Source organism: Burkholderia sp. SJZ089, assembly GCF_007828315.1.
Lineage (GTDB): Bacteria > Pseudomonadota > Gammaproteobacteria > Burkholderiales > Burkholderiaceae > Burkholderia > Burkholderia gladioli.
Genome location: NZ_VIUM01000005.1, coordinates 149768 through 163339, shown reverse-complemented (window position 1 = coordinate 163339; position 13572 = coordinate 149768). Strand labels below are relative to the sequence as shown.

General features: G+C 69.8%; 12 protein-coding genes. 3 read left to right on the top strand and 9 right to left on the bottom strand.

What is annotated here, in order from left to right; all coding sequences use genetic code 11:
• Nucleotides 1-19: 19 nt before the first annotated feature.
• A complete protein-coding gene (locus tag FB600_RS11090; protein WP_013698079.1) occupies nt 20-454 on the bottom strand; it encodes an Hsp20/alpha crystallin family protein in 435 nt (144 codons plus the stop codon).
• A 118-nt stretch (nt 455-572) separates the two neighbouring features.
• Nucleotides 573-863 carry a DUF1488 domain-containing protein gene (locus FB600_RS11085; RefSeq protein WP_096748848.1) on the bottom strand — a complete coding sequence of 97 codons (291 nt, stop codon included), beginning with the start codon at nt 861-863 and terminating at the stop codon, nt 573-575.
• A gap of 452 nt (nt 864-1315) precedes the next feature.
• Between FB600_RS11085 and FB600_RS11080 the strand changes: the two genes are divergently transcribed.
• Nucleotides 1316-3010: an AAA family ATPase gene (locus FB600_RS11080; protein ID WP_105819962.1), complete on the top strand. Its 1695-nt coding sequence runs from the start codon at nt 1316-1318 to the stop codon at nt 3008-3010.
• 67 nt (nt 3011-3077) lie between these two features.
• Nucleotides 3078-3650, top strand: coding sequence for a rhomboid family intramembrane serine protease (locus FB600_RS11075; RefSeq protein WP_046579182.1), 573 nt, complete (start codon nt 3078-3080; stop codon nt 3648-3650).
• Between the two features lie 12 nt (nt 3651-3662).
• Here the strand turns inward: FB600_RS11075 and FB600_RS11070 are convergent, their stop codons facing one another.
• The 4 genes from FB600_RS11070 to FB600_RS11055 all read right to left on the bottom strand — a co-directional run bounded on the left by FB600_RS11070 (nt 3663) and on the right by FB600_RS11055 (nt 7925).
• Nucleotides 3663-4127, bottom strand: a complete 465-nt coding sequence (locus FB600_RS11070) for a hypothetical protein (RefSeq protein ID WP_096748849.1) — start codon at nt 4125-4127, stop codon at nt 3663-3665.
• A 47-nt stretch (nt 4128-4174) separates the two neighbouring features.
• On the bottom strand, nt 4175-4720 hold the full coding sequence (locus FB600_RS11065; RefSeq protein WP_013698074.1) for an Hsp20/alpha crystallin family protein: 546 nt from the start codon (nt 4718-4720) through the stop codon (nt 4175-4177).
• Between the two features lie 116 nt (nt 4721-4836).
• Nucleotides 4837-6171: a nitrate/sulfonate/bicarbonate ABC transporter ATP-binding protein gene (locus FB600_RS11060; RefSeq protein ID WP_186056450.1), complete on the bottom strand. Its 1335-nt coding sequence runs from the start codon at nt 6169-6171 to the stop codon at nt 4837-4839.
• Nucleotides 6172-6191: 20 nt separating this feature from the next.
• The gene (locus FB600_RS11055) at nt 6192-7925 is read right to left on the bottom strand and encodes an ABC transporter permease (RefSeq protein ID WP_046579583.1); all 1734 of its coding nucleotides are present in this window, start codon (nt 7923-7925) and stop codon (nt 6192-6194) included.
• A 238-nt stretch (nt 7926-8163) separates the two neighbouring features.
• Here FB600_RS11055 and groL point away from each other — a divergent pair, with 238 nt between their 5' ends.
• Nucleotides 8164-9789 (top strand): chaperonin GroEL, encoded by a 1626-nt coding sequence (gene groL, locus FB600_RS11050; protein WP_046579191.1) that lies wholly within the window; start codon nt 8164-8166, stop codon nt 9787-9789.
• Between the two features lie 197 nt (nt 9790-9986).
• Here the strand turns inward: groL and FB600_RS11045 are convergent, their stop codons facing one another.
• From FB600_RS11045 to FB600_RS11035, 3 genes are all read right to left on the bottom strand, one after another.
• Entirely contained in the window at nt 9987-10436 is a 450-nt protein-coding gene (locus FB600_RS11045) for a CBS domain-containing protein (RefSeq protein ID WP_046579193.1), read from the bottom strand.
• 118 nt (nt 10437-10554) lie between these two features.
• Nucleotides 10555-11205: a BON domain-containing protein gene (locus FB600_RS11040; RefSeq protein WP_046579195.1), complete on the bottom strand. Its 651-nt coding sequence runs from the start codon at nt 11203-11205 to the stop codon at nt 10555-10557.
• An 86-nt stretch (nt 11206-11291) separates the two neighbouring features.
• On the bottom strand, nt 11292-13559 hold the full coding sequence (locus tag FB600_RS11035; RefSeq protein ID WP_186467856.1) for an FAD-dependent oxidoreductase: 2268 nt from the start codon (nt 13557-13559) through the stop codon (nt 11292-11294).
• Nucleotides 13560-13572: the final 13 nt, after the last annotated feature.

The window sequence follows — 13572 nt, the reverse complement described above, 5'->3', positions numbered from 1 at the left end:
CCCACCCGGCCACGCGTATTCAACTGATGGTCAGCCGCTTCTGCCCGGCCGGCGCCTTCTTCGGCAGCGTCAGCGACAGCACGCCGTCGTGATAGCTCGCCTGCGCCTTGGTGTCGTCGATCTCGTCGGACAGGGCGAACGATCGGCTGATCTCGCCGCGATAACGCTCGCGACGGATCACGCGCTCGCCGTCCTTCTGCTCCTGGTTGTGCTCGAGCTTCGCGCTGATCGCCACGGTGCGACCGGTCACCTGGACCTCGATCCGGTCCTTCTCCACGCCGGGCAATTCGGCATCGACGTGATAGGCATCGTCGCTTTCGGCCACGTCGATCCGCATCGATGCAAGATCGGGCTGATCGCTCATCGCGATGCTGCGCATCGGCCTGAACAGGCCCTGAAACAGCTCGGAAACGGGTTCGATCGAGAACGGATCGTAACGCGTCAGATTGTTCATGCTTGCCACTCCTCGAACGATTGCAATGAACCGGCGGCGATCCTGCCCGCCGTGCCGTGCAGGGATGTCACGGCAACGCCCAGCGTAGCCGCGGCCATCACGCCGCGCTTGACACGGGTCAATCGCGGCTACCTCGTTCGTAGAAGCGGAAGTACCCGCTGTGCAGCAAGACCGGCCGACCACCGATTTCCTGCAGCAGGCACCGCGCCGCATTCTCGATGGTCTCGCGATGACGCTGGAAGGCATCCAGCAGATCCGATTCACGTGAGGAAGCGGCCAGGAAGTGATCCTCGAGCGCCTCCGCCGTGATGACGCAAAGCACGCGGCGACCATCGACCAGCGCGGAAAAACTCAAGGCCGGATCCAGGCCGCAATAGCGAGGCGCTTCGGCGGGAAACGAGATGTGCATGGGCTCTCCGGATTTCATTCGGATCGGGCCGGGCTCGGGTCGGCCGGTGACGCGGCATCGAGCCGACACGACGCTTCAGCGAGCGGCCACGCCGGGACGCACGCCGCGGCGCAGGCTCGGTTCACCGCCAGCGCCCGGCGGTTCGCCTCGCGCAGGATACGCTCGGCCACGCTGCCGGACGGGTGCCGCCGCCTGCCCGGGCGCGCCGATCGGATGCCAGGCCACGCCGAGCGCAGCGCATTGGTGCATCGTCCGGATCAGGTCGATTCGGCGCTTGACCTCCATCAACGCTCGAGCGGGAATCCATGACATCGTGCATGCAAGCCGCCCGCGCCGATGCCGAGGCATGCAGGTGGGGCCATGATGCGACACCGTCGGTGCCGGCCGCTGCCGTCCACCGTGCCCGCCCATCGGCCGCCGACATGCCGCGCGGCTGCACCAAGGGACCCAGCATGCCCGCGCTACCCTACCTGCCGTTTGCACTCGGCCATGGCGAGGCGAGGCGACGCGCCTCGCAAGTCGATCGCGCACTATGTCGCCCCGCCACCTATCCGCATCCCGCCGGCCGTATCGAGCGCATCGAAACCCATCTATCGGTCGTCTACCTGGCCGGGCGCCACGCCTACAAACGCCTCAAGCCGGTGCGATTCGCCTTCGTGGACCTGGCGACGGCGGCACGGCGGCAGCGCTGCGCGATGGCGCAGTACCGCCTCAACAAGCGCCTGGCCGGCCCGCTGTATCTCGATATCCGGCCGTTGCTGGTGCTCGGCCGGCGCGGCGTGTTCGGCCGTCCGTTCCGGCCGGGCCGGCGCCGCTGCGCGAGCGTGCCGGGCGAATATGTGGTGCGCATGCGGCGGTTCGAGACGGATGCCCTGCTGTCGGTTCGCTGCGCGCGGCAGGCGGAGGGGCTGGCCGACGCCGAGGCACTGGCCGCCACCCTGGCCCGCCATCATCTGCACGCGCCGCGCAGCCGGGACCCTCACGCGGCACGCGCGCTCTCGCAATGCCGCGCCCTGCTCGCGGAGCTGGATCGCGGCACGCCGGCGCAAGCCGCCCTGCACGCCTGGTACGCGGGCGAGCTGTCGCGCATTGAGCCGATCCTGGACCGGCGGCAGGCGCACGGATTCGTGCGTGCCTGCCACGGCGACCTCCACCTGGACAATATCGTCCGCTGGCGGCAACGGATCCTGATGTTCGACTGCATCGACTTCGACGAGGGGCTGCGCCGGATCGATATCGCCAGCGATCTCGCCTTCGCGCTGATGGACTTCTGTGCCCATGACAGGGGCGATTGCGCCCATCTCCTGATGTCCGGGTGGCTGGCTCGCACCGGCGACTACGCCGCGCTGCAGGTGCTGCCCTGCTACTTCGTCTATCGCGCCCTGGTAGGCGCGCTGAGTGCCCGGCTGCGCGACGACCATGCCGCTCGCGCCCGCTACCTGCGCACTGCCGAGCGCATGGTCGCCTCGCGCATCGGCGCCGCGCCCTGCCTGCTGCTCTGCCACGGCTTTTCCGGCTCGGGAAAGACCTCGGCCAGCCGTGTGCTGGCAAGCCGGCTCGGCGCGATCCGGCTGTCGAGCGACGCGCAGCGCAAGCGCCCCCTCCTCGACGCGGCGCAGGTCTCGCACCTGCCGGCGTCGGCCTATTCGGAAGCGGCGGTCGGGGCGGTCTACCAGCGCTTGCGCGACCAGGCAGCCGAGGTCCTGGCAAGCGCGCATACCGTGATCGTCGATGCGAGTTTCCTGCGCCGCCAGCACCGCGCCGATTTCCTCGCGCTGGCCAGCCGTCTAGGCGCGCGCGCCGCGATCCTCGACTTTGCCGCCAGCCGCGCCACGCTGGAGGCGCGCGTGATCGACAGGGCCAGGCTCGCGCGCGACCTGTCCGACGCCGATGCGCAGGTACTGGCCCACCAGTTCGCGCGCGCCGAGCCGCTGACTCGATCCGAATCGGCGATCGCGATCCGCCTCGACACCGAGCGCATCGACACGAGCTACCAGGATCCCGCCTTCTGGCAACCGCTGCTTGCCTGGTCGTGCGCGGGTGGCCGCTGGCGCTCGCCGATCCGGGCGAGCGGCTTCGACCAGGCCGACGACAGCCGGGCTTGCACGATCGCGCACGCCGGGGCCGCCGACGTGCCCGCCGCGTGAAGCCGGGACGCACGATGCGTCCGGCCCTGCGCCCCTGCCGTCGTCTGGTCGCCAGGATGCGCGCGTCATGAGCTTCGCGCTGATTCTCGCCAACGTCGCCGTGTTCCTCGTCGAACTGCTGGTCGGCCCGAGTCTCGTCGATCGGTTCGCGCTGTGGCCGGCGGCGAGCGCGGCATTCCGCATCTGGCAGTTGCTCAGCTACAGCCTGCTCCACGCCGGCATCGTCCACCTGGCCTACAACATGATGGGCCTGGCCCTGTTCGGCCGTGACCTCGAGCGCCTGCTCGGATCCGCGCGTTTCCTGGTGCTGTACGTGTGCAGCGTGCTCGCGGGCGGGCTCGCACAGCTCGCGGTGGAGCAGGCCACATCGACCGCGGCCACCCCGACCGTGGGCGCTTCGGCCGGTGTGTTCGGCGTGCTCGCGGCCTATGCCGTGCGCTTGCCGAAACGGCGCGTGATCCTGCTGTTTCCGCCCATCGCCATGCCGGTCTGGCTGTTCGTCACCGGCTACGCCCTCGTCGAGTTGCTCTCGGGGGTGAGCGGCGACGCCGGTGTTGCCCATTTCGCGCACCTGGGCGGCATGCTCGGCGCGATCGCGTGCCTGATGCTGTGGAGGCCGGCGCGTGCATCCGGCGCCTGAGCCGGGCTTGCGCTAACGAGGCGCCGGGTTCTGGCGAGGCGGCAATTCGTCCGCCGGCGCAGCCGCGGCCGGCCAGGCGATGCGCAGGTCCAGGGCGCCGCGGGAAGGAACCTGCACGTCGCGAACCTCCTCGACATGCTGGTCGCGCGCGCGGATCGTGTAGCGGCCGGGAGGAACCCGCACGAACAGGATCGACCCGGTGGTACGCGCCTGCAGGATCACCGACGAGCCCGAGACGATGTCGAGATCGATGCCGGGCAGCGAGGTGCCACGCGCGGACATCACGGCGATGCGCAGGTTGTACCGGGTGGCGACGGCCCGCAAGGCATCCATCTGCGCCGCCGCGCCGAGGTCCGGCGGGTTGCCGGGCGCCGTCGGTTCGCTCGAGACGGCCCGGTTCTGCGCATGGCTGGACGGGGCCAAGGCAGAGGACAGCACGGCCGCCAGCAGCAGGCATGTCGTCCGGACGAGTGTCATCGACGTTCGCCCGGCCGGCCCTCGCGCGTGAGCGGGCGCGCGCGGCATCAGCCCGCCTTGATCTCGATGCGCTTGGCCGCCTGGCGGGCCTCGGCGGTCTTCGGCAAGGTCACCTTCAGGATGCCCTTGTCGAACGACGCGGCGATCTTCTCGGCATCCACGCCGTCCGGCATCGGGAAATAGCGTTCGAAGGCGCCGAAGCGGCGTTCGCGCATGTAGTAATCCTTGTGTTTCTCCTCCTTGTCCTCCTGCTTCTCTCCTCGAATCGACAGGCCGCCGTTCGAGAGCGTGACCTCGATATCCTTCTTGCTCATCCCGGGCAGTTCCGCGGTGATCTCGTAGGACTGCTCGGTTTCCGAGACGTCGACGGCCGGCGCCGACCCGTCGCTTCTGTCGCGACTCCAGAACGGCTCGACCTCGAGCAGCGAGCGGCGCATCGCCGACAATCGCGCGGCCGGATCGAAATCGTCGAACAGATGATCGATCTGGCGGCGCAAGGTTTCGATCGGATGGCGGAATGAGGTGGTCAGCGAGTGGCGCTCGGCGGGATTGACCGGCACTTCGCTGGCTGGCTTGCGGGCAGACTCGTTCATGTCGCGGCTCCTGAGGGTCAACGGAGCCCTCATTCTCGATCGCGCCGCGGCCCGCGGATTGACCGAAGTCAACGGCCGAAAGCGCATCGCGGCGGCCGCGTAATCCAAGCCGGGGATCAGCGCCGGAAGCTCTGGGTCGGATCGTCGTAGTCGAACAGCCCTGCATAACGTCCCCAGTCGATCACCACACGCAAGGCCCGATCCGCGCCTCGCGCATCGAGATGGTCCTCGAGTTCGAGTTCGAAACGCGCGCGCGGCGCGCGATGCCCGACGCGCTCGCCGAGCACTTCGTCGATATGCCCGGCCAGCGGCACGAAGCGAAGCACGTGCTCGCGAAACAGGCGCCGCCTCGTCGCCTCGTCGGCGCGCGCGAACACCTGGCCGGCCGCGCTCAGCCGGAGCGTGCGTTCCTGCCATTCGGCCAGTGCCAGGAGATGGAGTGCGGCCGCGGTCGGATACAGCGCCTCGACACGCAGCGCCAGCGCCGCGGCGATCACGCCGAGCTCGGCATGCCCGTCGTAGGGGGAGCCCGCCAGGGTTTCGACGAAGCCCGCGAGATGGTGGCTGGTGACCTCCGGCAGCGCCAGCGCCAAGCCCTGCCGCGAGGCTGCGGCGGCCTGCCCGCGATCGGCGATGCGCGCGGTCAGCATTCCGTAGATGCGACCGACGATCGCCTGGAAGGCGGGATCGCGCCGATTGCGCGGACGTGGCAGCGCAATCTCCAGCGTCGCCTCGATGCGTGCCGGACCGGCTCCGAGCACCGTGACGCGATCGCACATCAGGACCGCCTCCTCGATATTGTGGGTCACCATCATCACCGCCCGGGTCGGCAACCGGTGTGACTCCCACAGATCGAGGAAATCGGTGCACAGCATTTCGGCGGTCAGCACGTCGAGTGCGGAAAACGGCTCGTCCATCAACAGCAGGCACGGGCCGCCCACCAGCGCGCGCGCGAAGCCGACCCGCTGGCGCATGCCGCCCGACAGCTCGCGCGGATACGCCGACTCGAAACCGACCAGGCCGATCTGCTCGATCGCGGCGCGCGCCCGCTCGCGCGCGTCGCGAGCCGCCAGGCCGAGCGCATCCAGGCCGAGCTCGACGTTCTCGATCACGGTCAACCACGGATACAGCGCGAAGGTCTGGAACACCACGGCGATGCCCTCGGTTGGTCCCTCCAGGGGCCTGCCGAGATAGCGCACCGAGCCGGAGGTCGGTCCGAGCAGGCCGGCCGCGATACGCAGCAGCGTGGACTTGCCCGATCCCGAGCGGCCGAGCAGGCCCAGGATCTCGCCCTCGCGCAGCACCAGACCGATCCCGTCCAGCACGCGCCGCGGCTCGCCGGACGGCTTCGGGAAGAACTGGCAGATGTGCTCCATCTCCAGCACGATCGCGCCTGGCTCGCGAGGCGCTCCGGCTTCGAGCTCGGCGTACCGTACCTCGGGCTTGGACATGGGCATCTTCCCGGCAGGATTCAGTCGAGCCGGGTCCGACGCTGCGCGAACGCATACATCGGACGCCAGACGAGTCGGCTGATCGCGACCACGAGCATCGACATGAAGGCAACCCCTAGCGCGATCCGGGGATAGTCGCCGGCGGCGGTCGCGCGCGCGATATAGGCACCCAGCCCGCCCGCATCCAGGCGGGTATCGCCCCAGTTCACGGCCTCGCCGACCACGCTGGCATTCCAGGCGCCGCCGCTCGCGGTTATCGCGCCGGTCAGATAGTAGGGAAAGACGCCCGGCAGCATCACGCGGCGCCACCAGGTGCGCGTGCTCAGCCGGAGACTGTCGGCCGCCTCGCGCAGATCGGCGGGAAACGCGCTTGCGCCCGCGATCACGTTGAACAGGATGTACCACTGCGCACCCAGCATCATCAGCAAGGCTAACCAAATGTCCACCCGCAGGTGCAGGCGCAGGATGGCCACCACCGCCACGGGAAACAGCAGGTTGGCCGGAAAGGCGGCGAGAAACTGGGACACCGGCTGGATCCGCGCGGCCAGCTTCGGCCGCAGGCCGATCGCGATCCCGAGCGGCACCCAGACCAGCGAGGCGAGCATCACCAGCACGCCGACCCGCAGCGTGGTGAGCGCCCCCGCGCACGTCACGGCATACAGGTCCGCCCAGGCCAGCGCCGGGCGGCCGGCGCGATACAGCGCGAAGCCGAGCCAGGCGAGTGCTGCGCCACCCGGCAGCATGCCGAGTCGCGCGAGCGCGCCCGCCGGCAGCTTGAACCGCTCCGGCCACCGCCACTGCGGCGGGCGCAGCCGCGCGCGGGCCGCCCGACGCAACAACCCGGCCAGCGGACGCGCTGCGCAGGCTGCCCATGCCGAGCGCCGAAACACCTCGAGCACCCAACTGCGCGGCGCCGACGCCGGCTCGGCGTCCCCGTAGCGGAACCGCTCCGACCATGCCATCAGCGGCCGGAACAGCAACTGGTCGCACGACACGATGGCCACGCTCATCGCCGCCACCGCCCATCCCACTGCGGCGAGGTCGCGGCGCTCGATCGCCAGTGCCACATAGGCACCCACGCCGGGCAGCTCGACGCGCAAGCCGCCCACGGCGATCGCCTCCGAGGCGACCACGAAAAACCAGCCGCCCGACATCGACATCATGGCGTTCCAGACCAGGCCCGGCAGCGCGAAGGGAACCTCCACGCGCCAGAAGCGTTGCCACCCGGACAATCGGAAACCGCGGGCCGCCTCGTCGAGATCGCGTGGCACGGTGCACAGCGCCTGGTAGAAACTGAAGGTCATGTTCCAGGCCTGGCTGGTGAAGATCGCGAAAACCGCCGCGCATTCGGCACCCAGCACGCGCCCGGGAAACAGCGACAGGAAGAACAGCACGGTCAGGGACAGGTAGCCGAGGATCGGCACCGACTGCAGCACGTCGAGCAGGGGGATCAGCACGGCGCCCGCGCGGCGGCTCCTGGCCGCCAGGCTGGCATAGCCCAGCGTGAAGACGAACGAGGCGAGCAGCGCGGCGAGCATCCTTGCCACGCTGCGCAGCGTGTAGCCCGGCAAGGCGCCGGGGGACAGCGACAGGGTGCGCTCGGGCCCGAGGCTCAGCGGCCCCCCGACCCGGCTTGCCCAGATTCCCGCGAGCAGCAGGCAACTCGCCACGATCAGCGTCGCGGCGAGATCCCGCCAGCCCGGCGCGGGCCATGTCCGGCGCGCATCGCGTGCTAGCTCCGGATGAATTTGCACCAACGCCTCCCTCGGCCGATCGTGGCGACTCATGTTCGCGATCGTGCCGTCCGTCGCAATTGACCTGAGTCAAGCCGCACGGCGACAAGCACATCGGCGACGCCCCCGTCGCCCGCCGCCGCTAGGGTTGCCGATTGACCTCGGTCAATCGGCAACCAGACACCGACCGGTCAAATACCGTATCCGCCGGGGCGGCGAGCGGCCGCGAACGGGCAGCATCACTTGTGCGGGAGACAACATGTCAGCCACATCACTGGCCTTTCATCAGGATGCGCGGCGACGCCTGCTGAAAGGCGTCAACGCGATGGCCGAGGCCGTCAAGCTCACGCTCGGCCCGGGCGGTCGCAACGTGATCGTCGGACAAGCGGGGGACGCTCCGCTGGTCGCCAACTCGGGCGTGATCGTCGCCGGCGCGCTCGAGCTGCCCGATCCGTTCGAGGACATGGGCGCGCGGCTGCTGCGGGTGGTCGCCACGCGTACCAGCGAGGTGGCGGGCGACGGCACCACCACCGCCACCACCCTCGCCCAGGCGATCGTCGTCGAGGGCATCCAGTGCGTGAGCGCGGGACACGATCCGATGGCGCTCAAATCCGAGATCGAGGCCGCGGGCGCGCGGGTGATCGCGCAATTGCAGCGCATCGCCCGGCCCTGCGCCAGCGGCGAGGAACTGCGCCAGATCGCGACCATCTCCGCGAGTGGTGATTCGAGCATCGGCCGGCTGGTGGCGAACGCGATCGAACGGGTCGGCCGGGACGGCGCCATCAGCGTCGAGGAGGGCCGCCGTCTGGAGGACGAGCTGGATATCGTGGAAGGCCTGCGGATCGAGCGAGGCTACCTCTCGCCGTTGTTCGTGGCTTCGTCGGACCACCAGGTGGTGCTCGAGGAACCGCGCATCCTGCTGTGCGACATGAACATCAACACGATATCCCAGCTGCTGCCCTTGCTGGAGTCGCCGGGGAGCACGGAGAAACCGCTGCTGGTGGTCGCCAACGAGGTGGGCGGCGACGCGCTCGCGACCCTGGTCGTCAATCACCTGCGCGGCACGCTGCGATCCTGCGCGATCCGCTCGCCGGGCTTTGGCGACACGCGCGCCGAATGGCTCGGCGACCTGGGCGCGCTGACCGGCGCGACCGTCATTTCCGCGCAGGCGGGACGCTCGCTGGAGCGCGCGACGCTCGCGGATCTGGGTGCGGCCCGGCGCGTCGAGATCACGCGCGACACGACCACGCTAATCGCGGGACACGGCGAGCGTCAGCATATCGACGAGCGCATCGCGGCGATCCGGTCGCGACTCGATACGACATCGCCCGGCCATGAGCGCGAGGCGCTGTTGCAGCGGATGAGGAGACTGGCGGGCGGCGTCGCCGTGATGCGGGTCGGCGCGGCCACGGAAACGGCCGTGCGCGAGCGCAGGAATCGCTTCGACGACGCCTTGCATGCAACTCGCGCCGCCATGGAGGAAGGGATCGTGCCGGGCGGCGGCGTCGCGCTGCTGCGCGCGCGCGCCATTCTCGCGGACGATGCGCTCGCGCCCGTGGCGCGACGCACCGCGGCGCGCATCGTTCATCATGCGCTCGCGGCACCGCTGCGCCAGATCGCCGAGAACGCCGGCGCGGACGCCCAGGCGGTGGTGCATGCGGTGGAAGCCGGATCCGGCGCCTTCGGCTACGACGCCGCGACCGGCACCTATGGCGACATGATCGCCGCCGGCATCGTGGACCCCGTCAAGGTGGCCCGCACCGCGCTGCAGAACGCCATTTCGATCGCCTCGCTGCTGCTCACCACCGACTGCATGATCGCGCGGGGTCAGGTCGGGCCGCCCTCGTCGGCCGATCCGGCCGCCTGGCTGGACAGTTCGCGCTGAGCGTCGCCGTCCGGGATCGGACGGCGACGGCATGACGGCAGCCTCGGGATCGACGGCGAGGCGTCGATCGTATCGCTTCCGCGCTCGCCGCACGGCGCGGCGGCGGGAAGGGACCGAGGCGATGCCAGGGCATCGGTCTGCCTGCCCGCCCCGCCAGGAACGCGGGCACGGGAGTGTGTGCCGCCTGGCGGCCGCGGCTACGGGTGCCGCGACTGCTCGAAATATACCTGCCTGGCCGCCACCAGCCGCAGTTCGTCGAGCAGTTCGGCCGCCGCGCGCAACAGATCGTCGAGCGTGACGATGCCGAGCAGTTCACCGGCGTCGCCGACCACCGGCAAGCGACGCACGCCGTGCTGGCGCATGCGCCTGGCGACAAGCCAGAGATCGTCGCCCCCATGCGCCACCGCGACGGGCTCGGACATGAGCTCGCCGACCAGCAACGCGTCCGGTTCGGCATCCTGGCCCACCACGGCGACCACGATATCGCGGTCGGTCAGGATACCCACCGGCCAACGCTGCCCATCCTGCTCGCGCACCACCACCAGATCGCCCGCATGCTCGGCGCGCATCGTGGCGGCCGCCTCGGCCAGGGTGATCCGCGCCGAGCACGTGACCACCTCGCGGGTGCACAACCTGGCTGCATTCATGCCAGCTCCCGGACCATGCCGGACGGGCGCGCCTCGGGCCACGACACCGCGAGCGCATGGCGGCCCAGTCGGCCGATGCCGCAGGTCCGGCCGGCCGCGCGAGACACAGGCGCGACCATCAGGCCACGCTCATCTGATCGACGACCTCGCGCACGCCCGGCGCCGACCAGGCCGCATCGAAGGCCAGCCGTCGTTCACGCAGCGAATCCACGCGCCCCGTCAGGATGACGCGTCCATCCTGTACCGCCACCCCCACATGGCCCGCTTCATCGGCCGCGTGGCGGGCCAGGGCCGCGGCGATCTTGCCGGCGATGTCGCCGCTCGTCGGATGCGCACGCACCCGGATCTCGTTGCTCACGTGGACCACGCCACGCAGCCGCTCGACGGACCGTTCCGCCGCCTGCATCTGGTAAGCCCAATTGACCTCGCCGGACAGGGTCACGCTGCCTTTCTCCACCGTGACATGCACAGCCTGCTCCCCGAGTCCGGCGTCCCATAGCAACAGGGATCGCGCGGCCGCCGCGATATCCTCGTCGGAACGCTGCTTCGTGCCGTCGGTGCGGACCACGAGTTCGAGCACCACGCCGCGCACGCCCGCGAGACGCTCGACCGCCTTGCGTACCGTGACTTTTTGCAAATAGCTCGGCACCTGCCCGGTGAGCGTCACGATCCGGTCGTGGACCGCGACGCCGATGCGCGCTGCGTCGATCGATGGATCCCACTCGAGTTCGCTCTCGATATCCTTCTTCAGCTGGCTGTCTGTCTTCATGGTCCTTGGCTCCTGTTCGCCTGCGGTGCAGACAACCTTAGGCGCGCAAGCCCGAAGCGGATTGACTCAGGTCAGCGCTTTCGCGCTTACGACGCCTCGCCCGGTCCGAGCGCATCGAGCGCATCGAGCGCGGCGGCTCGGCCCTGCTCGCGAAGCCGGGCGATGGCGTCCACGGAAAAGTCGAAATCGCGTGCGAAGGGCGCGCGGATCAAGCCGGCGCCGCCGAGCTCGATGCGCACGATCTGCACCGGCGCGCGCTCGCCCATCAGGCGGATATAGTCGGGAGACTGCCTCACCTGTGCGGCCGTCGCCGGCGCGAGCCGGCTGGTGACGCGCTCCACCAGCTCCCTGAAATCGCCGGCGTTCTCCTCGAAGCGCAGGTCGTTGCGAACCCGGTCGGCATACACGATTTCGTCGCGCCGCAACAGCACCTCGAACAGGTTCGAGGGCAGGGGCCGAGCCCCGGAAAACAGGTCGACCACGAACACGCGTCCCGCGATCCGCCCGCAACGCTCGATCACCAGGTCGAGCGGGGAGTTGCTGATGATGCCGCCGTCCCAATAGGCCCGCCCTTCGACGAAAGTCCAGGGCATGGCCGGCGGCAGGCTGCCGCTGGCGAGCAGGTGATCGGGGGTCAGGCGATCGACATAGCTGTCGAAGATGCGCCGGTGGCCGCTTTCCACGTCGACGGCGCCGAGCAGCAGCCGCGTGGGGCTCGCCGCCAGCGCCTCGAAATCCACGTACCGGGACAACAGCGCGCGCATCGGCCCGGTGTCGTAGCAGCTCGTCCACCATGGCGCGAAGCCGGTCGTCCAGAATTGCGCGGGCCACCAGCGCGGCTGCAGGAAATTCGGCACCCCGAACAGGGCGATCCGCCAGGCGAGCAGCGTGTGCCCGGCACAGGGCGCGTATTCGGAACCCGGAGGATTCGATATCGACAACTCCCGCCAGAACGCATCGAGCGCCTCGGCGGCATGGCCGGGATGGCTGGCGGCGATGGCGCCGTTGAACGCACCGATCGACACGGCCGAGACCACGTTGGGCCGCACGCCCCGAGCCTCCAGCGCCGCGATCGCGCCGCTTTCGAACGCCCCCAGCGCGCCGCCGCCCTGCAGGATCAACACGGTTTGCGGCGGTACCGCGCGCAGCCGCCAGCCCGGACGTGCCGCCGCCAATGGGTCGGCGAGATTGAGCCGATAGCGTATCGCTTCCTCGGCGGCCGTCATGTCCTCGGCTCGGGCACCGATCGAGAACATCGCGCGCAGCACGCCATGGCGAAGGTAGAGCAGCGAGTAAGGCGGCTCGTTGAAGCTGCCCCGCTCGACCATTTCGTTCGCTTCGCAGGGGTCGCCGAGAAAGTTGTAGGAGACCTCGAACACGTTGCCGTAGAAGATCGAGACATCCCGGTGAGGCAGGCGCGCGCCTTGCATGTTGCGCGCGGCCAGGCGGCCCTGGCGCACCGCGTTGTCCCAGTGTTCGATGCGCCGTGGCTTGCCCGAGGCCGGATCCTGGAATCGTGCCACGTCGCCGGCGGCGTAGACGTCGCGATCGGAAGCACGCAGGCACTCGTCCACCAGCACGCCATCGGCGGTCGCGATGCCGCTACCGGCAAGGAAGGCGCAGTTCGGCTCCACCCCGATCGCGACCACCACCAGATCGCAGGCGAGCACACGGCCATTCGCGAGCACGGCCGCCTCGACCGACTGGACACCGATCAGATGATCGACCGTGGTGTCCGTCAGTACCTCGATGCCCCTGGCGCGGCAGAGCCGGCCGAAGTGCTCGGAGAGCCGGACGCAGTGCAGTTGCGGCAGCAGTTGCCGACTGCGCTCGACCAGGGTGACCTGCAAGCCGCGCGCGCGCAGCGTCGCCGCCACTTCGATGCCGGTCAATCCGCCGCCGACCACGAGCAGGCGCCGCTGGTCGATGGCATTGGCGCGCAGCGCCACCGCGTCGTCGATATCGTGCAGGTAATGGACGCCGGCCAGTGACGCCCCCGGCACCCGCAGCGCGAGCGGCGACGCGCCGGTGGCGATCAGCAGCTTGCCGTATTGCAGGCGGCCGCCGTCGTCGAGCTGGACGAGATGCTGGGCAGGATCGAGCGAGGCGACCCGCACGTCGCGCAGGATCTCGATGCCCCGCACCTCGTAGAACCCCGGCGGGTGTATCGCGATCGCCGAGGGGGCGAGCCTGCCGGTCAGGAACTCCTTGGTCAGCACCTGCCGCTGGTACGGCAGCACCGGCTCGCCGCATACCAGCACGAGGCTCGCGGCGGGATCTTCGTGTCGCAGGGCATGGGCGGCCGATACGCTGGCGGCGCCTCCGCCGACCAGCACATAGTCGAACCGACGCAAGCCGGGTGCTCGC

Coding starts and splice junctions, on each gene's coding strand:
- FB600_RS11090 (WP_013698079.1), bottom strand. CDS start 454: ATGAACAATCTGACGCGTTACGATCCGTTCTCGATCGAACCCGTTTCC.
- FB600_RS11085 (WP_096748848.1), bottom strand. CDS start 863: ATGCACATCTCGTTTCCCGCCGAAGCGCCTCGCTATTGCGGCCTGGAT.
- FB600_RS11080 (WP_105819962.1), top strand. CDS start 1,316: ATGCCCGCGCTACCCTACCTGCCGTTTGCACTCGGCCATGGCGAGGCG.
- FB600_RS11075 (WP_046579182.1), top strand. CDS start 3,078: ATGAGCTTCGCGCTGATTCTCGCCAACGTCGCCGTGTTCCTCGTCGAA.
- FB600_RS11070 (WP_096748849.1), bottom strand. CDS start 4,127: ATGACACTCGTCCGGACGACATGCCTGCTGCTGGCGGCCGTGCTGTCC.
- FB600_RS11065 (WP_013698074.1), bottom strand. CDS start 4,720: ATGAACGAGTCTGCCCGCAAGCCAGCCAGCGAAGTGCCGGTCAATCCC.
- FB600_RS11060 (WP_186056450.1), bottom strand. CDS start 6,171: ATGTCCAAGCCCGAGGTACGGTACGCCGAGCTCGAAGCCGGAGCGCCT.
- groL (WP_046579191.1), top strand. CDS start 8,164: ATGTCAGCCACATCACTGGCCTTTCATCAGGATGCGCGGCGACGCCTG.
- FB600_RS11045 (WP_046579193.1), bottom strand. CDS start 10,436: ATGAATGCAGCCAGGTTGTGCACCCGCGAGGTGGTCACGTGCTCGGCG.
- FB600_RS11040 (WP_046579195.1), bottom strand. CDS start 11,205: ATGAAGACAGACAGCCAGCTGAAGAAGGATATCGAGAGCGAACTCGAG.